Source organism: Lactobacillus sp. MRS-253-APC-2B (genome assembly GCF_012843675.1).
GTDB classification, from domain to species: Bacteria; Bacillota; Bacilli; order Lactobacillales; family Lactobacillaceae; genus Limosilactobacillus; species Limosilactobacillus pulli.
On the sequence record NZ_JABAFO010000001.1, the window covers coordinates 68,409 to 93,229 of the forward strand.

General features: G+C 46.6%; 29 protein-coding genes and 1 other annotated feature. Of the genes, 6 read left to right on the forward strand and 23 right to left on the reverse strand.

Going from position 1 to position 24,821, the window contains the following annotated elements; genetic code table 11:
- The first annotated feature begins 72 nt into the window (after positions 1–72).
- The 6 genes from HF864_RS00330 (at position 73) to HF864_RS00355 (ending at position 4,239) form a co-directional block, all read left to right on the forward strand.
- Positions 73–753 carry a fructose permease gene (locus tag HF864_RS00330; protein ID WP_169461371.1) on the forward strand — a complete coding sequence of 227 codons (681 nt, stop codon included), beginning with the start codon at positions 73–75 and terminating at the stop codon, positions 751–753.
- A 43-nt stretch (positions 754–796) separates the two neighbouring features.
- The gene (locus HF864_RS00335) at positions 797–1,204 is read left to right on the forward strand and encodes a VOC family protein (RefSeq protein ID WP_169461163.1); all 408 of its coding nucleotides are present in this window, start codon (positions 797–799) and stop codon (positions 1,202–1,204) included.
- A gap of 95 nt (positions 1,205–1,299) precedes the next feature.
- On the forward strand, positions 1,300–1,770 hold the full coding sequence (locus HF864_RS00340; RefSeq protein WP_169461164.1) for a YueI family protein: 471 nt from the start codon (positions 1,300–1,302) through the stop codon (positions 1,768–1,770).
- A gap of 36 nt (positions 1,771–1,806) precedes the next feature.
- Positions 1,807–3,066 carry a replication-associated recombination protein A gene (locus tag HF864_RS00345; RefSeq protein ID WP_169461372.1) on the forward strand — a complete coding sequence of 420 codons (1,260 nt, stop codon included), beginning with the start codon at positions 1,807–1,809 and terminating at the stop codon, positions 3,064–3,066.
- Between the two features lie 318 nt (positions 3,067–3,384).
- Positions 3,385–3,669 (forward strand): hypothetical protein, encoded by a 285-nt coding sequence (locus HF864_RS00350; protein WP_169461165.1) that lies wholly within the window; start codon positions 3,385–3,387, stop codon positions 3,667–3,669.
- 87 nt (positions 3,670–3,756) lie between these two features.
- Entirely contained in the window at positions 3,757–4,239 is a 483-nt protein-coding gene (locus tag HF864_RS00355; RefSeq protein ID WP_033934412.1) for a universal stress protein, read from the forward strand.
- 64 nt (positions 4,240–4,303) lie between these two features.
- Here HF864_RS00355 and HF864_RS00360 read toward each other — a convergent pair whose 3' ends face one another.
- The 23 genes from HF864_RS00360 to HF864_RS00470 all read right to left on the reverse strand — a co-directional run bounded on the left by HF864_RS00360 (position 4,304) and on the right by HF864_RS00470 (position 24,785).
- Positions 4,304–5,143: a helix-turn-helix domain-containing protein gene (locus HF864_RS00360; protein WP_169461166.1), complete on the reverse strand. Its 840-nt coding sequence runs from the start codon at positions 5,141–5,143 to the stop codon at positions 4,304–4,306.
- Between the two features lie 147 nt (positions 5,144–5,290).
- Positions 5,291–6,424, reverse strand: a complete 1,134-nt coding sequence (locus HF864_RS00365; protein WP_169461167.1) for a D-alanine--D-alanine ligase family protein — start codon at positions 6,422–6,424, stop codon at positions 5,291–5,293.
- Between the two features lie 86 nt (positions 6,425–6,510).
- Positions 6,511–7,470 carry a DUF2785 domain-containing protein gene (locus HF864_RS00370; RefSeq protein WP_169461168.1) on the reverse strand — a complete coding sequence of 320 codons (960 nt, stop codon included), beginning with the start codon at positions 7,468–7,470 and terminating at the stop codon, positions 6,511–6,513.
- A gap of 162 nt (positions 7,471–7,632) precedes the next feature.
- Entirely contained in the window at positions 7,633–8,775 is a 1,143-nt protein-coding gene (locus tag HF864_RS00375) for an ArgE/DapE family deacylase (protein ID WP_169461169.1), read from the reverse strand.
- Positions 8,776–8,843: 68 nt separating this feature from the next.
- Positions 8,844–9,545 carry a methionine ABC transporter permease gene (locus HF864_RS00380; RefSeq protein ID WP_205882230.1) on the reverse strand — a complete coding sequence of 234 codons (702 nt, stop codon included), beginning with the start codon at positions 9,543–9,545 and terminating at the stop codon, positions 8,844–8,846.
- Entirely contained in the window at positions 9,538–10,605 is a 1,068-nt protein-coding gene (locus HF864_RS00385; protein ID WP_169461170.1) for a methionine ABC transporter ATP-binding protein, read from the reverse strand. The genes HF864_RS00380 and HF864_RS00385 overlap by 8 nt, the downstream gene beginning before the upstream one ends.
- Before the next feature lie 29 nt (positions 10,606–10,634).
- Positions 10,635–11,483, reverse strand: a complete 849-nt coding sequence (locus HF864_RS00390) for a MetQ/NlpA family ABC transporter substrate-binding protein (RefSeq protein ID WP_169461171.1) — start codon at positions 11,481–11,483, stop codon at positions 10,635–10,637.
- Between the two features lie 129 nt (positions 11,484–11,612).
- Positions 11,613–11,847 (reverse strand) — a binding site (T-box leader).
- Between the two features lie 135 nt (positions 11,848–11,982).
- Entirely contained in the window at positions 11,983–12,273 is a 291-nt protein-coding gene (locus tag HF864_RS00395; protein ID WP_169461172.1) for a glycine cleavage system protein H, read from the reverse strand.
- Positions 12,274–12,285: 12 nt separating this feature from the next.
- Positions 12,286–13,479, reverse strand: coding sequence for an FtsW/RodA/SpoVE family cell cycle protein (locus tag HF864_RS00400; protein ID WP_169461173.1), 1,194 nt, complete (start codon positions 13,477–13,479; stop codon positions 12,286–12,288).
- A 67-nt stretch (positions 13,480–13,546) separates the two neighbouring features.
- Positions 13,547–13,771 (reverse strand): DUF2969 domain-containing protein, encoded by a 225-nt coding sequence (locus HF864_RS00405; protein ID WP_006500281.1) that lies wholly within the window; start codon positions 13,769–13,771, stop codon positions 13,547–13,549.
- Positions 13,772–13,775: 4 nt separating this feature from the next.
- A complete protein-coding gene (gene yidD, locus HF864_RS00410) occupies positions 13,776–14,027 on the reverse strand; it encodes a membrane protein insertion efficiency factor YidD (RefSeq protein WP_169461174.1) in 252 nt (83 codons plus the stop codon).
- Between the two features lie 5 nt (positions 14,028–14,032).
- Positions 14,033–15,031 carry a rod shape-determining protein gene (locus HF864_RS00415; protein WP_169461175.1) on the reverse strand — a complete coding sequence of 333 codons (999 nt, stop codon included), beginning with the start codon at positions 15,029–15,031 and terminating at the stop codon, positions 14,033–14,035.
- Between the two features lie 114 nt (positions 15,032–15,145).
- Positions 15,146–16,363 carry a UDP-N-acetylglucosamine 1-carboxyvinyltransferase gene (locus tag HF864_RS00420; RefSeq protein ID WP_169461176.1) on the reverse strand — a complete coding sequence of 406 codons (1,218 nt, stop codon included), beginning with the start codon at positions 16,361–16,363 and terminating at the stop codon, positions 15,146–15,148.
- 22 nt (positions 16,364–16,385) lie between these two features.
- Positions 16,386–16,616 (reverse strand): DUF1146 family protein, encoded by a 231-nt coding sequence (locus tag HF864_RS00425; RefSeq protein ID WP_169461177.1) that lies wholly within the window; start codon positions 16,614–16,616, stop codon positions 16,386–16,388.
- Between the two features lie 136 nt (positions 16,617–16,752).
- Complete coding sequence (locus HF864_RS00430; RefSeq protein ID WP_169461178.1) at positions 16,753–17,175, reverse strand: F0F1 ATP synthase subunit epsilon; 423 nt, start codon at positions 17,173–17,175, stop codon at positions 16,753–16,755.
- A gap of 11 nt (positions 17,176–17,186) precedes the next feature.
- A complete protein-coding gene (gene atpD / locus HF864_RS00435; protein ID WP_169461179.1) occupies positions 17,187–18,611 on the reverse strand; it encodes a F0F1 ATP synthase subunit beta in 1,425 nt (474 codons plus the stop codon).
- Positions 18,612–18,638: 27 nt separating this feature from the next.
- A complete protein-coding gene (locus tag HF864_RS00440; protein WP_169461180.1) occupies positions 18,639–19,562 on the reverse strand; it encodes a F0F1 ATP synthase subunit gamma in 924 nt (307 codons plus the stop codon).
- A gap of 31 nt (positions 19,563–19,593) precedes the next feature.
- Positions 19,594–21,126, reverse strand: a complete 1,533-nt coding sequence (atpA, locus tag HF864_RS00445) for a F0F1 ATP synthase subunit alpha (RefSeq protein WP_169461181.1) — start codon at positions 21,124–21,126, stop codon at positions 19,594–19,596.
- 26 nt (positions 21,127–21,152) lie between these two features.
- Positions 21,153–21,695 carry an ATP synthase F1 subunit delta gene (gene atpH, locus HF864_RS00450; protein WP_169461182.1) on the reverse strand — a complete coding sequence of 181 codons (543 nt, stop codon included), beginning with the start codon at positions 21,693–21,695 and terminating at the stop codon, positions 21,153–21,155.
- On the reverse strand, positions 21,685–22,200 hold the full coding sequence (gene atpF / locus HF864_RS00455) for a F0F1 ATP synthase subunit B (RefSeq protein WP_169461183.1): 516 nt from the start codon (positions 22,198–22,200) through the stop codon (positions 21,685–21,687). The genes atpH and atpF overlap by 11 nt, the downstream gene beginning before the upstream one ends.
- A gap of 43 nt (positions 22,201–22,243) precedes the next feature.
- Positions 22,244–22,456, reverse strand: a complete 213-nt coding sequence (atpE, locus tag HF864_RS00460) for a F0F1 ATP synthase subunit C (RefSeq protein WP_006500291.1) — start codon at positions 22,454–22,456, stop codon at positions 22,244–22,246.
- A gap of 24 nt (positions 22,457–22,480) precedes the next feature.
- Positions 22,481–23,194 (reverse strand): F0F1 ATP synthase subunit A, encoded by a 714-nt coding sequence (gene atpB / locus HF864_RS00465; protein ID WP_169461184.1) that lies wholly within the window; start codon positions 23,192–23,194, stop codon positions 22,481–22,483.
- 313 nt (positions 23,195–23,507) lie between these two features.
- Entirely contained in the window at positions 23,508–24,785 is a 1,278-nt protein-coding gene (locus HF864_RS00470; RefSeq protein ID WP_169461185.1) for a solute carrier family 23 protein, read from the reverse strand.
- Positions 24,786–24,821: the final 36 nt, after the last annotated feature.

Sequence of the window (24,821 nt, forward strand, 5' to 3'; positions counted from 1 at the left end):
AGGAAGAAGGGAATTAATTTGGATCAAGCAAGTTCAAACAATATCACCACAGTCCCTAAGCGGACCATTTCAATGCAGGCCAGCATCGCCTACTTTGCCCTGTCAATCGTAATCAATTCGATGGGCAACGTCTTAACGCTGGTAACAAGTTCACACATTCATCCGCAGTTTCTTGGTTCTGCCTATTGGACGGCGGCTGAAAACAACCTTGGCATTGCCGTATTAGGCGACAATTCAATGACTCTGTTTTGGGCCTTTATGGTTTTAGGAATGCTTACCTCGGTTTTAAATGCCATCTTGATGCACAAATGGGAATGGAAACGAATCTTTGGCAACTTCTTGTTCATGCTGCCATTTTCGATCTTCATTCAATGGTTCTCGGATATCTTCAACCGTATCATGCCTGACGCTCATTCCTTACCAGTGGTGGCCTTGTATGTCTTGATCAACTTTTTGGGCGTCACTTTCATTGGTGTGGCCATTTCAATTTATCAGCGGGTCAACCTGGTTTTGCACCCAGCTGATGACCTATTCCAGATTTTGCGTTTCCGTTATTTCAAGGGTAATGCAACTTTGTCAATGTGGGCCTCATATATTCCGCCTACGATCATGGCTCTGGCTGCATTGCCTAAGATGGGACTGGCCAATTTCGGCTTAGGGACGATCTTTGCCCTGCTTTTTCAGGGTGGTATTACGGGACTTGCCGATCGAATTATTTTCCCCAAGCTTAAGCATCAAGCTTTAGATGTTTAGATTCTTCACTTTTACAAATTATGTTTTATTAAAGGAGCAAATCATGGCATTCAACAAAAGTTTAGCTGGCTACTTCGACGACCTGCAGCACATTGGCATTCCAACCGACGACCTGTCAAAAACGGTTGCCTTCTGGGAAAAACTCGGCTTTAAGATGTTGGGAAACTTTGACACCGACAACCAGGGTAATGAAGTCGTCTTCATGCAATACGCTCATCTGACGTTGGAAATCTGGACTGGTGATGGTGCCGTTCGTAAGACTGGGGCTATCAATCATATCTCACTGAATACCTCTGATGCCGATGCGGCCTACAAGGCGGCTAAGGAAGCCGGCTTTACGATGAAAGAAGATGAGGTTCAGCACCTTGACTTCTGGCAGCATGGCATCAAGTTCTTCAACATTGAAGGGCCAAATGCTGAAACCATTGAATTCTGCGAAATCGTTAAATAGTCTGATCAACGTCACTGCCTGCTGCAGTGGCGTTTTCTTATTGGCCCAGCGCAATCAATGATACAATAATAGGAAACACTCAAGGAGGATCAGACATGGCAAATGAAGAAAAAAGCGCGGTTGACCAGCGACTGCAAAATGCGGTCTATGGTACGCCAAAAATCAACCCTGATGAACAGCGCCGCTATCTAGGAACCTTTCGTGAACGGGTCTGCTTGACGATCAGCGTGGCGCAGCTAAAAGAGCGTGACTGGTCTGATGCATTGAAACAAGAACTTAAAAAAGGAATTGGCAACCTGGTCTTTTTAAATGGCAACCTTTCTGATGAGGAATTGCGACCTTACATGCGTGCAGCCGTTCAAGAACACGCCAGCTTCACTTTAAAAACCGATCCCGAATTCTCAACGGCCCCTGAAAAAATGGCCGTTGTGGTGGCGGCTAAAACGGCAGTTCATCAATCACCAGTTGACGTAGAAAAGCGCTATGCCGATCTGAAGACCCCAGCTGCTCCAATTAAAGAGCCCGCCAAGCCGAGTTTTTGGCAACGATTGTTTCATTCTAAATAAAAGGAGGCCTTTTGATTGCAGCCATTAGCCTATCGCATGCGGCCACGCAATTTAGACGAAGTCGTTGGTCAGCAGCATTTGGTTGGTCCTGGCAAGATCATCAATCGCATGGTCAAGGCCAAAATGCTCAGCTCGATGATTCTCTATGGCCCGCCTGGCACGGGTAAGACCAGCATCGCCAGTGCCATTGCCGGCTCAACCAAGTATGCATTTCGCATGCTAAACGCCGCTACCGATTCTAAAAAAGACTTGCAGATCGTAGCCGAAGAAGCCAAGATGAGCGGCACCGTAATCCTATTGCTTGATGAAATCCATCGACTCGACAAGACCAAGCAGGATTTTTTGCTTCCTCACCTCGAAAATGGACATATCGTTTTGATTGGCGCAACAACCGAGAATCCATATCTCGCGATCAATCCGGCCATTCGCAGCCGAACCCAAATCTTTCCGGTCTATCCATTGACCAAAACAGACATCAGCCAAGCCATCGATCGTGCTTTGATCGATTCCAAACGTGGTCTGGGAAAATTATCATTAAAATTGGACGACGATGCTCGCGATCAATTGATTCAGGCTGTCAATGGCGATCTGCGCAGTGCATTAAACGCTTTGGAACTGGCTGCCAGATCGACCGACCCCAACGATGACGGCACGATTCATTTGACGCTTCCAATCATTGAGGAGTGCGTACAGAAAAAAGCCTTAACTGCTGATAAAGATGGCGATGCTCACTATAACGTCATCTCGGCCTTTCAAAAGTCAATTCGCGGCAGTGACGTTGATGCTTCTCTACACTACCTGGCACGTTTGATTGCTACTGGCGACTTACCCAGCATTGCACGACGATTGACCGTAATTGCCTATGAAGATATTGGTCTGGCAAATCCGCCAGCGGTTCAGCGGGCAGTTACCGCAATCCAAGCAGCTGAAAAAATCGGCCTGCCTGAAGCACGCATTCCACTAGCCGATGCCGTAGTCGAGCTCGCCTTGTCGCCTAAATCAAATTCCGGCATTTTGGCAATTGATGCCGCACTGGAACGCATCAATCAGGGCAATTTTGGTGACATCCCTGCCTGGCTCAAAGATGCTCATTATAAGGGCGCCAAAGAACTTGGTCATGGCGTTGACTATCAGTATCCACATGATTTTCCACAGGACTGGGTTCGTCAACAGTACCTGCCCGATCAAATTAAAAACGATGAGTACTACCATCCCAAACCAAACGGTGAATTTGAAAAAGCCATGGGAAGTCAGTATCGACGGCTGTTAAAAGCACAACGACGACCAAGAAGTTGAAAACGATTGCACTTATTTTAAAAAAATGCTAACATACTAATAGAGGTTCTGTAGTGTGCGTGTTGTCTAATTCGCAGTCTTGCCTTACAGTTTCGTTACTTTGGGACTAGTGCCTCGACACTGGGACGACATGCCTTCTCACTTGGTAGTCGAAGCTTTGTCGGCCATGGCCCACCTGTCTTATCCACAGGTCAACACTGAAAGACAATTAACGGCATGAACGGAGCCGATACATATCGTAAAAAGCGGGATTGAAATCATTACTGGTTTCAGTCCCGCTTTTATGGTATTTTGACAGAGAAAGGAGTTTTGATTTTTTTGATTACTGTATTAATGATCTTTTTTGCCGCCATCATGCTGATTGAGGGCTGGTATCTTTTAAGTCATCGCAATACCGGTATCTTTGGTCAGGCCCCAACTGAGCGCAGTATTCGCCACTGCAACATCTGGGGCTGGGTAATGCTGATCTGGGGCATTGTCTGCTTGATTGCTGCATTTTTCCCGAATCGTATCGGTCTGGTAGCTACAGTACTGGTAATTGGCTGTCTGACCGACATGGTAATGGCACTGGCAACCAGCTCATTAGTGTTCAAGAAACACTAAACTTTTAAACATTTTTTTGCGAAAGCCTTTACAATGTTGTAAAATATAAATAAACAAAGAAGCTTAAGCATTAAGGGGGTACTTGATATGACTCAACAATACCAACACATTTTGGTTCCTGTAGATGGATCAAAGGAAGCTGAACTGGCTTTTAAGAAAGCTGTTGCTGTTGCTAAACGGAATGGCGCTGACACGGAATTGCGCCTGCTGCACGTTGTTGACACTCGTGCTTTCCAAAATATCTCCAGTTTCGACAGCTCAATGGTCGAACAAGTAACCGCAACTGCCAAGAAGACGCTGGATCAATACGTTGACTACGCTAAAAAACAAGGCGTTGCCAATGTCAGCTACACGATTGAATACGGCGCGCCTAAGACGATCATTGCCCGCGAAGTGCCAAAGGAAATGCACGCTGACCTGATCATGATCGGTGCCACCGGTTTGAACGCCGTTGAACGGATTCTGATTGGTTCGGTTACTGAATTTGTTACTCGGACTGCAATCTGTGATGTTCTGGTCGTACGTACCGACCTGGACAATCAGCCAATTCCAGTTCAAAAAAAGCACTAATGCATTAATAAATATGCTAAAAAGCGATGGCCATATTTTGGTCATCGCTTTTTGTATGTATAAATCATGCTGTTGCCAGAGCCTTCACCGACTCCTTGACCAATTCTGGATGTTGATTAACCAGGGCCAGACTATGGGCAATTTCAAGATCCTGCTTGGCAACTGCCTGGTTAGCCAATGCCAATTGTGCCTTGCCTGCATATAGATAATAACGATCAAGCAAAAACATCGACCGCATTTGACGACAGATATCGATGCCACGCTGAGCTGCATTCAGGGCGGCTCGCGGTTGACCAAGTGTCAGATAGAGTCCAGCAATATATTCATAGACGACGATCCACTGCATTTGGCCGCCCGTCAGTTTTTTCTCATCAATCAATCGCATTGCCCGTTCAACCAGACGCAGCGCGCGACTTTGGCTGCCAATCTTTTCATAGGCCATTGCCATGCCAATCGTAGTCATGGCCAGATAGATGTTGGCGCTGGTCGTTGAAAATTGGGTCAATACCAGCTCAAAATTAAAGATTGCCTCATCAAACTGCTGCTCTTGAACCTGCAGCATCCCCAATAGATAATAATAGCGCTGCTTATCAAACTCATTTTGCAGATTTTTGACCTTGATTTTTTGCATGGCATCTTGAGCTGCCTCAAATTGTCTCTCGGCTAGCAGCCGCCCAATCTGATCGAAAATTGCGGTCATCGAAACATCATCATTTTCAATAATCTCATCCGTAGTAATATCCAGCCGCGAACAAAGCGCGGTCAGAATATTCATCTTCGGAATTCGATTCTGCTTTTCCATCAGGCTGATCGTGGCCTGCGTACAGATTCCTTCCGCCAATGCCGTCTGCGACAGCCCCCGTTTGCGGCGAATCTGTTTAAAGATATCCCCTCGAAGCTTCATTCATATTCCTTCTTAATATGTATAGTAAAACCGATAAATCAATAAAATATGTATATTATTATTCTATCATAAATTTATCAATAATTAGACGGTTGCCTTTGTTTTACAAATAAAAAAGATGCCCAAGCAGGCACCTTTTTCATCATTTTAGTGATATTCTTTTTTACCGACTTTTTCTTCACCCAGTGATTGGAAGTCATACTTGATTTGTTCTTGATGCTCGAATTCTTCAAGCCCCAGCTTGATCAACCGGTCGATCAAATCTGAGTACTTAATGCCAGAAACCTCCCACATCTGCGGATAAAGGCTGATGTTGGTAAAGCCAGGCAGAGTATTTGGCTCGCTAAGATATGGCACGTTATTCTTATCAACCAGGAAGTCGATGCGGCAAAGTCCCTTCATACCAAGTGCTTTGTAAGCTTTCAATGCCATGTCCGTAATTTCTTGGGTCAGGTCATCTGGCAAGATTACTGGCAGATCAAAGACAACCCCGCTGGCATCGACGAACTTGTTTTCATAGTCATAGAATGGATCATCGCTTGGAACCCGAATCCCACCAAGCTTGGATGCGATTGGATGCTCATTACCCAGAATCGAGATTTCAATTTCACGAGGATGGTCAATTCCTTGCTCAACTAAAACCTTGAAGTCGTACTTGAAGGCGTCATCTAAGGCTGCCTTAAGCTCAGCTTCGTTTTCGACCTTGTGAATGCCGACTGAAGAGCCTTGCTTGGCCGGCTTAACGAATACCAGATTGCCCAGCTCTTCTTGAATGGCATGCCAGTCGTATTGATCACGATTTTCCGGCGTCAGCAGGATGTATGGCGTGTTGCGAATACCGGCTTGGGTGATGATCTTCTTGGTAAGATCCTTATCAAATGACATTGCACTGGCTGCGATGCCTGAACCGATGTAAGGCTTCTTGAGCAGACGGAACAGTCCTTGCACCGTACCGTCTTCACCAAGATTACCGTGAATGACCGGAATGAAGAAATCAATCTGATCAACCGTACTCAAGGCTTGGATTGGTGCTAATGGTGCATCCAGATCCATGTTGGCATAGGCTTCCTTGACAACGGCGTCTTCCGGCTCGCCATCAAAGATCCGCTGAGAGTATTCATTGTTCAGCAGAATGCCATCTTTAGTGAACATAAACAGGCTGACGTCATATTTGTTCTTGTCCATCGCGTCAAATACATTGTGAGCGCTCCGCTTAGAGACATCATGTTCCGAAGAATTGCCCCCGAACAGCAATGCTACGTGCAGCTTTTTGTTCGTCATGTAAATACCACCTATCTAATTTTTAAATGTACTTAAACCGTTTTTATTAGAAACTACAGTATAACACTATCTGTAACCGTTGACAACTAGATTTCCTTTTTATAAATCTCTGAAGCAACCTTAAGTGGCAGATCCTTGGTAATCAAAAGTGCGTTCATCAAGCGCTGATAGTTGAAGAACAGGTGCCAGTCGCCTTCATTGACAACGTTTTCCTGTTGATCCAGCCATTGTCGCCAGTCTCTGAGCTCCATCAAAAAATAATCCTGATACAACCGATGACGCTTCATCAGTCGTGCTAAATAATCGGCCACCTCATTTTGCTCTCCCATTTCCAAAGGCGTCTTCAAACGCCGATAACGTTCCAATAAAACCGTCATCATAAAAATGTGATCGCCTCTTAAAAGCTCATTGCGCTCAGTCAACTCATTAAAAAGGCTGGGCAGCTCATAAAACATATGCGCCCAGCCCTGTCTGCCGACAAAACCACGCGTGTCTTTTTCTAAAAGAACCAGCAAAGCAATCTTATCAATAATCTTTTGCAGATCTTCATCAGTCAGAAAAAAGTATCCATAACGATCGGCCATTAATAAGGAGCGCAGCATGCTGACTGCTGAAGAGCGCAAGAACACAGCCTGATTCTTAGGTTCCAAAACATGCGCATACAAAATCTCATCTTGCAGCAGGTAATCAGTCCAGCCGGCAGTCTCAGTTGGGTCGATCAGCTGGTCAGCCAACAGATCATTAATCGCCTGGCGTGACCGTTCTCTTGCCGAGCGACTGACAGAAGCCAAATGATAAATCAAAGACTGCATCTGATCCTGGTCAAGCGGGTGCTGGGCTTTGATTTGAGCTTCGATTACCGGTAATGCTTGTCTGATAAATATCCGATCATCAGCTGGTGGTGCATAGCTGGTCTTTTTTTGAATGGGAACCTGCTCTGTAAGCTCACCAACGCGATGGTACAGTGACTGAAAGATTTCTGCATTATCAACGCGCTGATGCAGCTTCGCCAGCTGGCTTCCCAAGCTGGCAATTGATTCGGTCATAGACATCCCCCTTTTACTAGTCATTTAATTTTATCACATTAAAAGAGAGTGAGAAAAAGCTCCGCAAATCAGCCTGCGACCGATTTGCGGAGTTTGAACCGCCAGCCAGCTACTGCGCTGAGGTATGATTATCTATACGTAGTTAAGAGGTTGAGTTAAGTACTATGCAAAAAAATCGCGCATGATCGTCTGATAGGCACTGATTGTGGCAAAATAGCTCGACCAGGTCGTATACTCATCAACCTGATGGGCCCGCGACCACTCATCGGCACCTAATACGATAACCGGCAGCTCCGGACGATGCTTGACAAATACGCTGGCATCGGTAGCCCCATTGATAATCGTTAGCTCTGGATCTTTTTGATAGCTGTTTTTCGATGCTGTCAATGCCAGTTTCACCAACTCATTTTGTGGATCGGTCGCAATTGGCCACCAGTCATTTAAAATGTTAAGCGACAACTGATAGTCCGTGGTCTGATTCAGATAGTCGATGGCCTGATTGAGGCGCTGCGTAACCTTTTGATTATCAAAGGCCCGCGTAGGTCGAATGTTGCCGCGCAATTCAGCATGATCTGGAATCGTATTGACTTGATCGCCTGCCTTTAGAATCGTGATTGAATGCTTAACACTGCCCAGATACTGATCAAGTGGGACATTGTCAAAAAGCCGATCCTCCAGTTCAATAAACCGAGCCAGACCACTAACGGCATTGACGCCACGTTCTGGCATGGAGCTGTGAGTTGAGCGTCCTTTGCAGATAACTTGATAGTTGTAGCTTCCCGACGTGGCATAAACGATGTTGCCGCCCGTTGGCTCACCAACGATTAAAGCATCCAGATCTTTTGCAATGCCTCTTTCTTCCAGACGATTGGCACCCGGCGTCCCATATTCTTCACCAGCGGTAGCAATAAAGCGAATCTTACCATCAGGCTGCCAGCCACTTTCCTTTAGCTCGATCAAGGCAATAACCTGCGCTGCCAAACCGCTTTTCATATCAGCAGCCCCACGGCCATATAATCGATCCCCTTGCGTTTCGGCCCCAAACGGATCATGATGCCAATTATTGCGATTACCGATTGCAACGGTATCCATGTGGCCGGTAACGCCCAATACCCGTTTTGAGCTGTCAGACCCAAACTCAACGATCAGATTGGCCCGCCGATCGCCAAACGCATCAATTTCAGTCTTAAAGCCGTATTGTTCAAAAAGTTTGGCTAAGTATGCTGCAACATCAATCTCATTGCCATTGACCGAATTGATTTGAATCAGATCTTTTAATATTTTTGCCTGTTTCTCCTTATCCATTTTAATGCCCTCCAGAATTTCTAAAAAAAGAAACGGCCCGAAAAAGCCGTTTCCATAATTTAAACAGATTAGCGGTTTTGGTGGTTAACGGCCTTTGCCAAAACGTCACCAACCAACTGAATAATGATAACCAGTACCAAGACCAGCAGCGTGGCTACGATCGTAATGTCATTGCAGAAACGATCGTACCCGTAGGCAATAGCCGTGTTACCAAGCCCACCGGCACCAACTGCACCAGCCATTGCAGTCAGGCCAACCAGACTGATCAGAGAAACCGTCGTTACCCGCACCAGCTCAGAGCGTGCCTCACGCAAGTAGACGTCAAAGATGATGTCGCTGTTGGTAGCACCGATTGCCTGAGCTGCTTCGATCTTACCATAGTTTACGCTTTCTAAGGCAACTTGTACCTGACGCGCATAGAATGGGAAAAATCCTAACGACAATGGTACCAAAGCTGCCGTCGTCCCAATCTGCGTCCCAACGATCAATTGCGTTACTGGTGCAATGAAGGCCAGCAGGATGATGAACGGAATGGCCCGAAACAGTGAGACGATCTTGTCGGAAATACTAAACAGCGTCCGATTTTCCATAATGCCACCAGGCTTGGTGACAACCAAAATTACCCCGAACAGCATACCAAGAATGCCACCAAAGACAGCTGGCCAAAAAGTCATGTACAGTGTCTGACCAATTGAGGTGCCCCAGCCACTGTCGCCGCTCCAGCCTAGTTGGACGACATTAGGAAAATATTTTGCAAAAAACTCAGTCATGCCAAATCCCCCGATCATCAATCTTGGTTACTTCAACGTCTTGATCCTTAAAGAACTTTACAGCAGCATCGCGTTGCTCAGGCGTACCTTTAACGATGACAAACAGCATTCCGATCGGCACGTTGCCTAATACCTCAACGTTACCGTAAATCATGCTGGCCTCAACGCCGGTCTGCTTATAGAGTCCGATAATCAGTGGCTCAACGACTGAATTGCCGCTGTAGACCAGTTGATAGAGCTCTTCATCATCTTTTAGCGTTCCCAGATCCATTGAGCGCAGCGTATCCATGGCAGCCAGTGAACCACCAACGAATTGGCGCGTCAGTTCCTGCTGTGGCTGCAGGAAAATCTTGCGCAGCTCGCCTTTTTCGATGATAACCCCATGCTGCATTACTGCAATCTTGTTGGCAACACGCTTAACGGCATCCATTTCGTGCGTGATCAAAATAATTGTCAAGCCCAGCTTTTCATTCAGGTCCTTGAGCAGATCCAGAATTTGATTGGTATTGCGTGGATCCAATGCCGACGTTGCCTCATCTGAAATCAAAATCTCAGGGTCGTTGGCCAGCGCACGGGCAATCGCAACCCGCTGCTGCTCACCGCCGGACAGCTGAACCGGATAAGCATCAGCCTTGTCCTTTAAGCCGACCAGATCCAAGAGCTTGAGTGACTTTTGTTCGACCTCGTCATCACTGAGTTTACTGTGCTTGAGGGCAAACATGACGTTGTCGAGCACCGTCGTTTCGTTCAGCAGATTAAAGTGCTGAAAGATCATACCGATATTGCGTCGCTTTTCCTGCAGTTTGTCATTGCTGATCTGCTGCTTGTGATCGGCAAACAGTACCTCGCCTTCAACCGTAATCTTACCTGCAGTTGGCTTTTGCAGCAGGTTGATCGTACGAACCAGCGTAGACTTACCGGCACCAGAGTAGCCAACTACCCCATAGATGTCGCCTTTTTCGACTTGCAGGGTGACATCCTTAACGGCTTGAACAGTTTCGTTTTTGCCAGTCTGGAACGTAACGTCGATGTGTTCCAAATCAATAATGTTTGTCCCCATATATCTCTTCTCCTTCTGTCTAGTCGGAATTACTTCAGCTTAATGTCCCAAGCTGGCTTTTCCATGCCCTTGTATTGTTCGTTAATAACCTTCTTAACCTTTTCAGTTTGGTATGCCTTAACAACATCCTTGTAGGCTTCCTTGTTGCGATCCTTCTTTTGAGCGGCAATCAAGTTGATCCATTGTTCAGAGTTCTTGTCAACTGGTTCAGTAAAGATGGACTTCTTGGTTGAGATCTTGGCAGCCACGGCGTAGTTGGTGTTAACCACTGCAGCATCGACACTGCTCAAAGTCCGGGCAGCTTGGTCAGCAGCAACTTCTTTAATCTTCAGGTTCTTTGGGTTCTTGGCAATTGAGCTGATCGTTGCCAATGCACCGGTGTTCTTCTTCAAGGTAATCAAGCCAGCACTTTGCAGAACGTACAGTGCCCGGCTTTCGTTGGATGCATCGTTTGGAATAGCAATCGTTGCGCCATCTGGCAGACTCTTAACGCTCTTGTAGTTGTTGGAGTACAGGTGAATTGGCGTGATAAACGTCTTACCGATGGAAACCAGCGTACCATGGTTGGCCTTGTTCCAAGCATTCAAGAATGCCTTGTGCTGGAATGCGTTCAGATCAATGCTGCCACTTTGCAGAGCCTTGTTTGGCTGGTTGTAGTCGGTAAACGTCTTCAACTTAATGTCAACGTTGTACTTGCTCTTCGCCGTCTTCTTAACCTGGTTCCAAACAGCTTCATCCTGCTTGGATGGGGAAACGACCCCGACCGTTACGGTTTGTTCTTTTTGCTTGCCAAAGTTGCCGAAGCTAAAAATCCCAGCAATAACGACAACCAGTGCTACAACAACCCAAATCAGTGTTTTCTTCTTACGTTTATTCATAATGATGTCTCCTCTCAATCTCAGTTGAATAATCCCTTTGAATAATAGCTTTTTACTAAACAACAGCCTGCCGGCAGCCAATTGTCTGATTATCATCAATCGAAACAAACAAAAAACACTCGTCCTAAGAAAAAGGACGAGTGTTTCGCGGTACCACCTTTTTTTGTCTGATTCTCACAAACCAGACCTCGGTAGGTGACTTGAAAAAATCACCTTGCATTGATAACGGCTGCAACCCCGTTACCGGCTAAATATCGCCAGTACCATTCCAAGCCCATCTTCGACTGCTTAACGAATTTCCTCGCACCAACCGGAAACTCTCTGAGCACGCGCCACAATCTACTCTGCTTTTCTGTATGTTTAGATTTGTTCGTTCGATTAATTGATTATGTAGTTATTATAATGCAATTTTAATTTCCGTCAACACTTTTTTCATAAATTTCATAAAAAAACTGAGACTGGCTTAATATTGCCGGTCTCAGTAGTCAGAGAAATTCATTCAGCTAAATGGCTGTACCTTAATCAGCCATTGTCCATTATCGACATCAGCAGCCACCCATCCCTTTAAGGCTGGATTGACCGCCACGATCACACCATCAATTGGACTTTTTAAATCGGTAATCATCTGCTGTCCTTCAATCGTTGCCAAACTGTCATTGGTCTTAAGCTGCGTACCAACCAGTGCAAGATCGACAAACCGCAGCCGTCCTAGTTTCTGCAATGCCGACTCAGTCAAACCAATCGCGGCCAGGTCACGAGCCTGATGATCAATCCACCATGGCTGCTCCATTTTATATCACCTCTAGTGAAATTCTTGATTGTTGCTGAACATGTAGGAATGATGATGATATCGCATTGACATGACCATACCGACCCCGATCAGATTTCCGATCAAAGACGAACCCCCAGCACTGATAAATGGCAACGGAATCCCGGTCAATGGCAAAAGACCAATATTCATCCCGATATTTTCAAAGACGTGAAAAAGAATCATCATAATTACGCCGGTTGAAATGTAGGCATAAAACTCATTTCGAGTATCAAACGTCACCCGAATCATCAGATAGATCAACAATAGGTACAGCAGGATTAATAAAACGCCACCGATAAAGCCAAAGTTCTCACCAATCACCGAAAAGATCATGTCGGATTCACGCACCGGCACATAAACGTGCGTATGGTTAAAGCCAGTCCCGGTAATGCCACCACTACCGACCGCCTTGATACTTTGCCAAAGCTGGTAGCCTTGATTGGTCGTATCAGCTTGAGGATTCAGCCAAGTGTCGACACGGTCAAACTGATACGATTGAAAGCCGATATGTTCCAAGATCCGGCGACCGGTCGTACTGGTAACCATTGCCAAAGCTGAACCACCAATCACGATCAATACCGTCGCTACCGGAGCGATGATGCGCCAGGTTACGCCACCAACCAGCAACATGCCGCAGAAGATGGCAAAGAAAACCAGCGACGTCCCAAAGTCGTTTTGGAAGTGCAAAGAGATCATGATCGGCATCAGCCACAAAAGCATCTTCCCGATCAAGCGCCAGTCCGATTCCACGGTATGTGTGCTGTACTGACTGTTGTGCGTGGTAATTACGCGCCCCATCATCAGAATGTAGGCTGGTTTCATAACCTCGGAAGGCTGGAAGGTGAATGGACCAATTGCAAACCAGCTTTTGGCACCAGTACTGGCATAGTATGATCGACTGTAGAACACCAGAATGGCAAACATCAAGAAGACACCCAGCCAATAGACGATTGGGGCGATCTTCCAGAGCTGTTCGGCATCAAACTGCATGATAACAATGATCAGAATCGTCCCGATGATGTACCAAACCAGTTGCGATACTACCTGGCGTGCAACACTGGTTGGCGTCGTATCGTTAACGGCAGCAACATAGATTGAAGCCAGACCAATCAAAGCCAGCAAAAGCACACAGAAGATAATGCCCCAGTCAATCCGCGATTCATTATCATTTTGCGAACGTTGCATTAAAATTTCTCCTTAATTAAAACTAAAAAGGGTTCGGGATGTCCCCCAACCCCCTTTTATCCACCAATCAACCTTGGTGAAGATGATACTGCTGCAGAATCGTTTCGAGGCCCTCTTCTTGAGAGCGAACGTAAAATGCCTGCTCCCCTTTCAAAAGGATTGCTTTAAAACGCTCCTTATCAGCCACGACCTCACCGATCAGTCGCTTTCCAACAAAAATCTGTTCTACCGGCTGGCCATTGCGTTCAATATCTTTGACGCTAACAGCAACCGTCTTTTCTTTTTTTGACACGTTTTCACCCTTGTCTATGATGTGTTCGTCGGATTGTAAAGTGATCCGGCACTGGATCAAAACCGCCCCTGGCCCAAGGATGACAGCGCAGAATCCTGGCACTGCCCATAATGATTCCTTTTAGGCCAAATCGCTGAACGGCTTCCAGCATATACTGCGAGCAGGTTGGCTCATAGCGACACACACGATAGGGACGACGTGCTGAAATGCCGCGCTGATAACCCTTGATCAGCATGATCACCATTTTCCTAAACATTGCTTCTACTTGCGACTTTTACCGCCATCAGCCTGCATACGTTCCAGCAGTTCGCCGGCGCCCTTGGCAACGTTATCCAGCGGATCTTGAGAAACGACTACCGGGACCTTCAATCGATCACTAAACAGCTTATCGAGACCATGCAGCATTGCGGTCCCACCCGTCAGCATGATGCCGCGATCGATAATATCGCTGGCCAGCTCTGGTGGTATGGTTTCCAAAACGGTAACCGAAGCCCGTACAATCTGTTCCAGCGTGTCGTGCAGAGCATCCGCAATTTCATTCTCATTGGTTTCGATCTGCTTTGGCATGCCACTGGCAACGTCACGACCGCGAACTTCCATAGTCTGAGGCTCAGCCATCTTTTGAGCCGTCCCCAGCTTGATCTTGATGCGCTCAGCGGTATGCTCACCAATGATCAGGCCATGGTGATCCTTGATATATTCAGCAATATCACTGTTCAGCTGGTCACCAGCCAAGCGGACTGATTCACTGGCTACGATATCGCCCAATGAAAGGACGGCGATGTCGCTGGTACCGCCACCCATGTCGATTACCATATTGCCGCGTGGCTTGAAGATGTCCAATCCAGCACCGATTGCAGCTACCTTAGGCTCATATTCCAAGTAGACCTTGCCGCCGCCGGATTGTTCGGCAGCTTGAATAATGGCTTTGCGCTCAATTTCGGTAATGTTGGTTGGCGCACAGATCATAATATCAGGTTTTGACATGAAGCCCTTGACACTAAGCTTGCTGATAAAGTAGGAAAGCATTTCCTGGGTCATATCAAAGTCGGAAATTACCCCATTTTTCAGTGGCCGAATCGCGCGAATGTTGCTTGGCGTCCGACCAACCATTCGATAGGCCTCTGAGCCGACTGCCAGCACCTTGTTAGTACGAGTATCAATTGCCACTACGGATGGTTCGTTTAATACGATACCCTTTCCTTGTACGTAAATCAGAACATTGGCTGTTCCAAGGTCAATTCCGATATCCTTAGCCATGTTTTTCTCCTTCCGATTTTTACTCAATTCGAACGATATTATACCACAACCAGCTTTTAACCGCTGAATTGATAAGAATCTACCATACTTAAATTTTTATTGCGATACTTAAGATCAATCAATGTCTTTTAGCTGCAGACTGGCCCCCAGACCTTGCAGCTTGCTTGGCAAGTCCTCGTACTCAATCCCAAGATAAGCGCCATTTTCAACGATCGTCATTCCTCGTGCTGCCAGCCCTGCCAAGGTCAACGTCAAGGCACTGACAGCATCGGTAGCCTTAACGCTGGTTCCGGTCAGCCGACAAGGACCTTTTAAAACCAGTCCATCGTTTTGTACCTGTACGTCAGCCTGCATCTTTTGCAACTGATCAAGCAGTTTGGGATCTATCTTGGCATTTACGCTGTTGCCATTGGCTAATAGCTGCAGTACTGCTAATTCAGGCCTCATCGTTTTAGGAAAAAGCGCTACCGGATCACTGGGCAGCAAAACGGCAGTTCCCAAGACGCGGATCCCATTTTGCTGTACGATCACCGTGCAACCCATCCGCTCAAGCTGATCAATTGCACCTTGAACGGCCTGCGCATGAATATTTTCTACGATAACGTCACCATTAGTAATCGCCGCCGCCAGCATCAATGCCGTGGCCTCCAAATGGTCGCCAGAAATCTCAAAGTCACAGCTATGCACAAAGGTTACCCCCTGGATGCGGATGGTCTTAGTCCCCGCGCCATGAACACGCGCACCCATCTTGTTTAAGAGATTGGCCAGGGCGATAACTTCAAAATCACAGGCAGCATTTTCAATCACGGTAATGCCATTCGCCAATACTGCTGCTAAAATCAAGCTCTGTGTAATTAGACAATCAGCCGAGTGGATCATCAAGTGGCTGCCCGTTAGCTGATCAACACTAACCTTTAAAGTCTGATCATCACTTGATACGGTTGCACCTAAGCGACTTAGGCCATCAATCAGCTCATCCGATAACTGATCCTTATTCAGCTTAATGCTGCCAGTTCGTGCCAATAGCGGTCCAACCATCAAAGCAGCTGATGTTGAGGAATCAATCGTCGTTAGGTCATCAAACGTTAATTCAGCTTGAGCTTGAACATTCAGTTGATGCATTGGCTTGACGGCATCAATGCCTAAGCCAATCTTTTGCAGACATTCGCTCATCGAATCAACCATTGCCGTATCCGCTACATTAGTCAGCTTAAATTCGCCGGTTGAAGCCAAAAGAGCTGCCGCCTGCATTGAAAGTGCCAACTCAGTCGAGCCAGCAACCGCTGCGTTTCCTTGCAGACGCTGTCCTCCTTGAATCAGAATCTTTTTCATTCGATTTTCCTCCAGCATTGATTTATCGTGCCAGATAAATCAGATTATGAATTGCCTTTAGCACCGTTAATAAAAAACTGGCATTCAAATAGCCCAGTGCAGTCGCCAACATCACTGTCAGCAAAGGCAGTGTCTTGGGTGGGCGCCGAAACCAGCGTTCCATATGCAGCCCTTGCAGAGCATAAAAGGCAATCCAAATAAAACCAAGTTGAATCACAATCGTAATCAAAGCCTGCAGCCCTGTCAGTTCCATTAAACATCCTCCCAGTAAGCAATCATTTATCATCTTACCATACTCTGCACCAAGCCTTCTAATTGAAGATCAATGTTTACAAAGAATTTAAAAAAAACGCCATGCCAATAATTGGCATGACGTTTTTTCAAACGACTTAACGCATCTGAGAAACGTTAAGTCGGTTAATAGCCCGACGCAAGTGAACTTCGGCACGCGCAAGCTCATTCTTGCTGTGCTTTTGCTTAGCTTCTTCAACCCATTTTTCAGAGCGTTCCTTGGCCTTTTCAGCCCGGGCAACATCAATGGTCGTTGGCAGCTCAGCACTGTCGGCAACCACCATTGCGGTATTTTCGTTGAATTCCATGAAACCACCGTTAACGGCGATCACATCGTCTTTAGCGGAGTTGTGCTTGACGCGCAAGGCACTGATCTGCAACGCTGCAACCAGGGGCACGTGGTTCGCCATGATCCCCATTTGACCGCCACGCGTATCCATAACCAGCATCGTAGCGTCTTTGTTCTCATAGACGGTGCCATCAGGAGTGATAATGGTGACCTTAAAAGTACTATCAGCCATGATCATCCCTCCTAGTTTTCAGCTTTTTCGGCATCAGCTTTCATCTGCTTAGCTTTTTCAACGACATCCTCGATTGGTCCAACCAAACGGAAGGCATCTTCTGGCAAGTCATCGTACTTACCATCCAGGATTTCCTTGAAGCCTTTGATCGTGTCCTTCAATGGAACGTAACGACCTGGCATCCCCGTAAATTGTGAAGCAACGTTGAAACTCTGTGACAAGAAGAATTGAATCCGCCGTGCCCGAGCAACAATCGTCTTTTCTTCATCAGAAAGCTCATCCATACCCAGGATGGCAATGATGTCTTGCAATTCACGGTAACGCTGCAAAACGTGTTGTACCCGCGTAGCAACCTCATAGTGTTCCTTACCAACGACTTCTGGCGTCAAGGCAGTTGACGTTGAAGCCAGTGGGTCAACGGCTGGGTAGATACCCATTTGAGTCAGCCGACGTTCCAGGTTGGTCGTGGCATCCAAGTGGGCAAAAGTCGTTGCTGGAGCAGGGTCGGTATAGTCATCGGCAGGAACGTAAACGGCTTGAATCGACGTGATGGAACCCTTTTTCGTCGAGGTGATCCGTTCCTGCAGCTGACCCATTTCAGTAGCCAGCGTAGGTTGGTAACCAACGGCTGATGGAATCCGACCCAGCAGGGCTGAAACTTCTGAACCGGCTTGGGTAAACCGGAAGATGTTGTCGATAAACAGCAGCACGTCTTGACCCTTAACGTCACGGAAGTATTCCGCAATCGTCAAACCAGTCAGGGCAACCCGCATCCGGGCACCAGGTGGCTCGTTCATTTGACCATAAACCATGGCCGTCTTGTTCAGAACCCCAGAAGCCTTCATTTCGAAGTACATGTCGTTACCTTCACGGGTCCGTTCACCAACACCGGTAAATACAGAAATACCGTTGTGGCCTTGGGCAATGTTGTGAATCAGTTCTTGAATCAAGACGGTCTTGCCGACACCGGCACCGCCGAAAAGACCAATCTTACCACCACGAACGTATGGAGCCAGCAGGTCAATAACCTTGATCCCCGTTTCCAAAATTTCCGTAGTGTTGTTCAAATCTTCGTACTTAGGTGCTTCACGGTGAATTGGCATCCGCTTGGCATCTGGGCCGAATTCTGGACCATTGTCGATTGGTTCACCCAGGACATTGAAGACACGACCCAGAGTATCGTCACCAACTGGAACGCTGATTGAAGCGCCCGTGTTTTCGACCTTCATGCCACGTTGCAGACCATCAGTACCGTCCATGGCAACCGTCCGTACCACACCGTCACCCAATTCCAGGGAAACTTCAGTAGTCAGCGTCGTGCCATCGCCTTTGTCGATCTTCAGCGCGTCATTGATTTCTGGCAGCTTGTCGTCCAAGGGGAATTCAACATCGACAACTGGACCGATAACCTGTACAACTTTACCAGTAGCACTCATGCTGTTTCCTCCTACTTACTAGAATGATTATTCTTGGGCCGTCATACCACCGGTAATTTCGGTAATTTCCGTGGTAATGGCAGCCTGTCGTGCCCGGTTGTATTGAAGCTCCAAATCCGAAATGATTTCATCGGCATTGTCGGAAGCAGAGCTCATTGCATTGGCACTTGAGGAGTGTTCGGACGTCTTGGCATCCAAAATCGCTCCATAAACCAAACTTTCCGCATATTGTGAAACGATTACCGAAACGATATCGTTAGCGGAAGGTTCGAACTCGAATTCAGGTGAAATCCGGGTCTTATCAGTTGATTCGCTGCTTACGGCCGGCTGATCGTCGGTCATGGAATCTTCTGATACCGGCATCATTTTTTGAACTCGAACGTGTGACGTGATTCGGTTGACGTAGTGGTTATATGACAGGAAAAGCTCATCAAACACTCCATCATTGTACATTTGAACCGTGGTCTTAACGATCCCACGCACTTCCTTGTACGTTGGCACGTCACTAACACCAGTATATTCATAGACAACATTCATCCCGCGTTTCTTAAAGAACTCGGTCCCGGTTCGCCCAATCGTCAGGAAAACCGTGTTGTCCTTATTCAAATGGTGTTTTTTCATCGTTTCCAGGGTTTCTTTGATAACGTTGCTGTTATAGCTTCCTACCAAACCCCGGTCAGATGTAATAACTAAGATGCCAGTCTGTTGTACTGGTCGTTTGTCAAACAGCGACGTAAACTGATCCTTACTGTCAGCGTCCGTCGTACTGTGAGATTTGACCATGCTGGACAGGACTTCACGAACCGTAGCAGCATAGGCTTCATAAGCCTTGGTATGGTGCTGAATCTGGTTAAGCTTAGCCGTAGAAACCATTTGCATGGCAGAAGTGATCTGACGCGTGCTCTTGGTTGACTGAATCTTGCGTTTAACAGTAGCAAGTGAAGCTGGCACTAAATCTCACCGTCCTTTCGACTAGTCATGCTTAGTTTTTGGCAGCTTTGTTGCTGTCGCTGGTTTGAAATGACGTTTCCTTAAAGTCCTTGATTGCCTTGTCGATGACATCGCCTTCTGGCAGTTTGCCAGTCTCGGCAATCTGGTCGTAAACGTCTTGGTGGTTGGCACGCATGTAGGCAGCCAGTTCTTGTTCAAAGCGACGAACGTCTTGAACCGGAATGTTGTCAACATAGCCATGTGACAGAGCAAAGAGCGTTACAACCTGTTGAGCAACTGGTTGTGGCTCATGCAGGCCCTGCTTTAAGATTTCCATCGTCCGTTCACCACGTCCCAGACGACGCTGCGTGTTTTCATCCAGGTCAGAACCGAATTGCGCAAAGGCAGCCAGTTCGTTGTAGGCAGAAATATCCAGACGCAGCGTACCAGCAACCTTCTTCATGGCCTTGATCTGAGCGTCACCACCGACACGAGAAACTGACGTACCGGCGTTGATGGCTGGACGTTGACCAGCATAGAAGGAGTCAGAATCCAAGAAGATCTGACCATCAGTGATGGAGATAACGTTGGTTGGAATGTAGGCAGAAACGTCACCGGCTTGGGTTTGAATAACTGGCAAAGCAGTCATTGAACCGCCACCCATGTCATCGGACAGCCGAGCGGCACGTTCCAACAGACGTGAGTGCGTGTAGAAAATGTCACCTGGGTAGGCTTCACGACCTGGTGGCCGCCGCAGAATCAGTGACAGTTCACGGTAGGCATCGGCTTGTTTCGTCAAGTCATCGTAAACGATCAAAACGTCTTGGCCATTGTACATGAACTCTTCACCCATTGCAGCCCCGGCATATGGGGCCAGGTAAAGCATAGGTGCTGGGTTGGAGGCACTAGCTGAAACGACGATCGTGTAGTCCAAAGCGCCGTATTGACGCAGCGTTTCAACTTGAGCCCGAACCGTGGATTCCTTTTGACCAATGGCAACATAGATACAAATCATGTTTTGGTCTTTTTGGTTGATGATCGTGTCAATGGCCAGTGAAGTCTTACCAGTCTTACGGTCACCAATGATCAATTCACGTTGACCACGACCAATTGGAACCAAGGCATCGATAACCTTGATACCAGTTTGCAGTGGCACGCTAACGCTCTTACGCTGCATAACGCCAGGGGCCTTCTTTTCCACGGGACGCGTCTTGTCAGTCTTGATTTCGCCAAGACCGTCAATTGGACGTCCCAGTGGGTCAACGACCCGACCTAACAGTTCTTTGCCGACGGGTACTTCCATAATCCGGCCCGTCCGCTTAACAGTATCGCCTTCACGGATTCCCGTGTAGTCCCCTAAAATAACGATACCAACATCGTTACTTTCGAGGTTTTGGGCCATCCCGTAGACACCGTTGCTAAATTCGAGCAACTCACCAGCCATGGCATTTTCCAAGCCATCGGCACGAGCAACCCCGTCACCAACATAGGTAACCGTCCCAGTTTCTTCAACGGAAATTTGGTCCTGATAGTTGGCGAGCTGCTTCTTGATGAGTGAACTGATTTCCTCAGTTTTAATGCTCATAAAGGTCTCACCTCTTTGACAATTGATTATTTAACAAGTAAACGACGAATTTGTTCAATCTTGGAGCGCAGACTGCCATCCAAAGTCTCATTGTTGGCTCGGATAACAACCCCGCCTAAAATTGACGGATCAACCGTTTCGTGCAATACGATTTCGTTGGCTGACAAGCGCTTAGCCAGACCAGCCTTCAGTTGATCGCGTTGCTTCGTATCGAGTTGCACCGCTGTGATTACTTCGGCGTGAATGCGTTTGTTAAATGCATCGTAGCGCCGTTCAAACTCATCAATAATTGCGACCAAATCATCCATACGGCCGTAATCAAAAACCATTTGAATCAGATTGGAAACGAATGGCGAAGCATCCTTTTTCAATGCATCAATCAAAGATTTTTTCTCAGCGAGTGACAGGTCGACACCGCTCAACAGCGCTGCCAAACTGCCATTTTCCTCGAAGACTTGACGCAAAGCAGATAATTCTTGATAAGTTTGATCAAGCTGGTCGTTTTCTTCAGCCAGCTCAAAAATTGCTTTCGCATAGCGGTTAGCAACCGTCTTCTTATCAAGACTCATGTTTTACCAACCCTTCGATGTACGAATCGATCAGTTCTTTTTGATCGTCCGCATTTAATTCCTTGTGGATGAGCTTGGAAGCAATCTCAATAGATAAGTTGGCAACGTCATTTTGTGCCCCTTTAAGAGCATCGCGACGTGCCTGCTCAGCATCCTTTTGGGCTTGCTCTTTTACGATCTGCGCATCTTTTTGCGCATCCGTAACGATCTGGTCCCGTTGAGCTTCACCAGTCTTTTTGGCCGTACTGATAATGTTGGCGGCTTCTTGGTGAGAGTTCTGCAATTCAGCTTGACGCTGCGCCGCCAGCTTTTCAGCTTCAGCACGCGACTTTTCTGCATTGTCGATGTCATCGGAAATCTTGGCTGCCCGCTTGTTCATCATATCCGTAACTGGTTTCCAAGCATAGTGCTTAACCAGCAGCATCAAGATAATAAATGAAACAATGTAAAACAGCATGTCTCCGACGTATAAGCTATTGGATTGAGCCAGAACACCTTGCAACATCTATTGACACCTCCTTGTAAATTGATAGCTTTAGTTACTCAAACTACTTGTTCATTACAAGGAAGCCAATAACGATGGCCAAGATAGGCATGGCTTCGATCAAACCAACACCGATGAACATCGTACCACGCAGTGCACCAGACATTTCTGGTTGACGGGCCATCCCATCGATCGTGTGGCTAATAACAAAACCGTTACCAATACCGGCACCCAGTGCCGCACCAAAAGCAGCGATACCTGCAGCAATTGCACCCATTTTTATATCCTCCTTAAGATATGCTTATTCCTCAGCAGAAACCTTCTGAGAAATATAAACCGTAGTTAATGTTACAAAGACATAAGCCTGAATAGCCCCAATGAAGACTGAGAAGCCTTGCCAAACGATTTCAAGCGGCAGACTGACCAGAATCGTTGGAACACCATGTGAAAAGGCCATCTGTCCAAGCAACTTCAGCAGCAGTTCCCCGGCAAAGATGTTACCAAAGAGCCGCAGACCCAGCGTCAAGAAGTTGGCAAATTCCTCAACCAAGTTAATTGGCAGCATAATGGCATATGGCTTGAGGTAAGAGCCAAAATAGTGCTTCAGACCGTTTTTGCTGATCCCGGCAAAGTGTGCCAGCATGATCATGCTTAACGAGAACGTCAGCGTTACGACTGGATCGGCAGTGGGACTTCTTACAATCTCGTTTCCATTCCATCCGATCTGGAAAATCAGACCCAGCTGGTTTGAGAAGAAGATGAAGGCAAACAGTACGAAGGCCAAGAAGCTGTAGTTGCCAACTTCTGATGCGGGCATCTGTTCCCGCACGATACCGTTTGTGAATTCAATCAGCCATTCAATCAAGTTCTGACCACCCTTGGGCTTCATTTGCAGATGCCGTGAAAGGCCAAACAATACAAAGAAGACCAAGACAAAGATAATGGCGCCTGAAATTACGTTAGTCGCATTGAACGTAAGGCCGAATAGCTTAAAAGTATAAGCTTCCTCGCCCATTTATATTCCACCTCTTTTCTTTATAACAATAATTTGGTTTGTAAATTGGATTCCATCTCGTTGAAACAACCACGAACTGTCCCAAGTTACGATCATTAATATAGCATTATTTCATTAAAATTTCAAAAAAATATCAGCGTCTAAGAAAACGCCAACATCATCTCAATCCGTTGCTCAGCAAGCAGTTAGAGTTTAAGGTAATATATAAACCAACCTAATAAATTGTTGATAATTTATATCTATTCATTGACATAAATAAAAAAATGATGACATTTGAGATAAAACGTCATCATTTGTTTCTTTTTTAATTGGTCTAGTTGTTTTGCTTACGTTCGCTGGCAGCCTCATCAGGCAGGATCAGATTTAAAATGATCCCCAAGACCGCTGCTACTGCCAATCCTGAAAACTGATATTGGCCTAATTTTAAGTAGGCATTACCAATCCCAATCACCAGAATTACCGAGCTGATCATCAAATTGCGCTTTTTGTTAAAGTCAATTTGGTCTTCAATCATAACTCGCAGACCGCTAGAGGCAATCACACCAAATAATAAGAAGGAGATACCACCGATTACAGGTCCAGGAATTGATTCGATCAATGCACTCAGCTTACCGACAAAACTGAAGAAGACGGCAAACATTGCAGCTCCAGCCAGCACGTAGACACTGTGAACCCGCGTGATGGCCAAGACACCGATATTTTCACCATATGAGGTTACTGGCGGGCCCCCAACGAAACCAGCAATGATTGAAGCCGTCCCGTCACCAGCCAGCGTATGGTTCAAGCCAGGATCTTTAAAGTAGTTGCGTTCGGTCAGTTCGTTAAGAACCATGATATGCCCCATATGCTCAGTCATGGTAACGAACGCGATCGGTGCCATGCTTAAAATGGCTCCCCAGTAAAAATGCGGCTTATATGTTACAAATGGAATTTGAAAGTCTGGCAGACTGAACCAATGCGCGCTGGCAACTGGAGCCAGATCAACAATACCAAACAGACAAGCAATCACATAGCCACAAACAATCCCAAGCAGAATCGGAATCAGTCCCAAAAAGCCCTTAAAAAACATATTGAATGCAATCGTAATGATCAGAGTCAGCATAGCTACGGCAAAGTAGCGCAAGTCATAGTGCGTACCATTCATCGTGGCATCCTTGGCAGCCGTACTGGCCAAAGAAAGACCGATTACCATCACGATCGGGCCAACCACAATCGGCGGCAGTACTCGATCAATCCAGTCCGAACCGATCATCGTTACAATTAAAGATACCAGCAGATATACACAGCCAACTGCTACCGTTCCTTGAGCAATGCCGGGATAGCCAGTTGACTTCATCAATGCCATCATCGGCACGATAAAACTGAAGCTGGATCCCATGTAGGCTGGAATCTTATGCCATGTAATCAGCAGATACATTAAGGTCCCAACCCCAGAACTAAAAAGGGCAATGCCGGGATTTAATCCGACCAGAATTGGTACCAGCACCGTTGAGCCAAACATTGAGAACATATGCTGCAATGAAAGTCCAACCCATTGACCAAATTCTGGCCGTTCATCAACGTCTAAAACGACGCCATCGCGATGTGCCATAAAAACACTCCTATGCAGATAAAAATAATAGCCCTT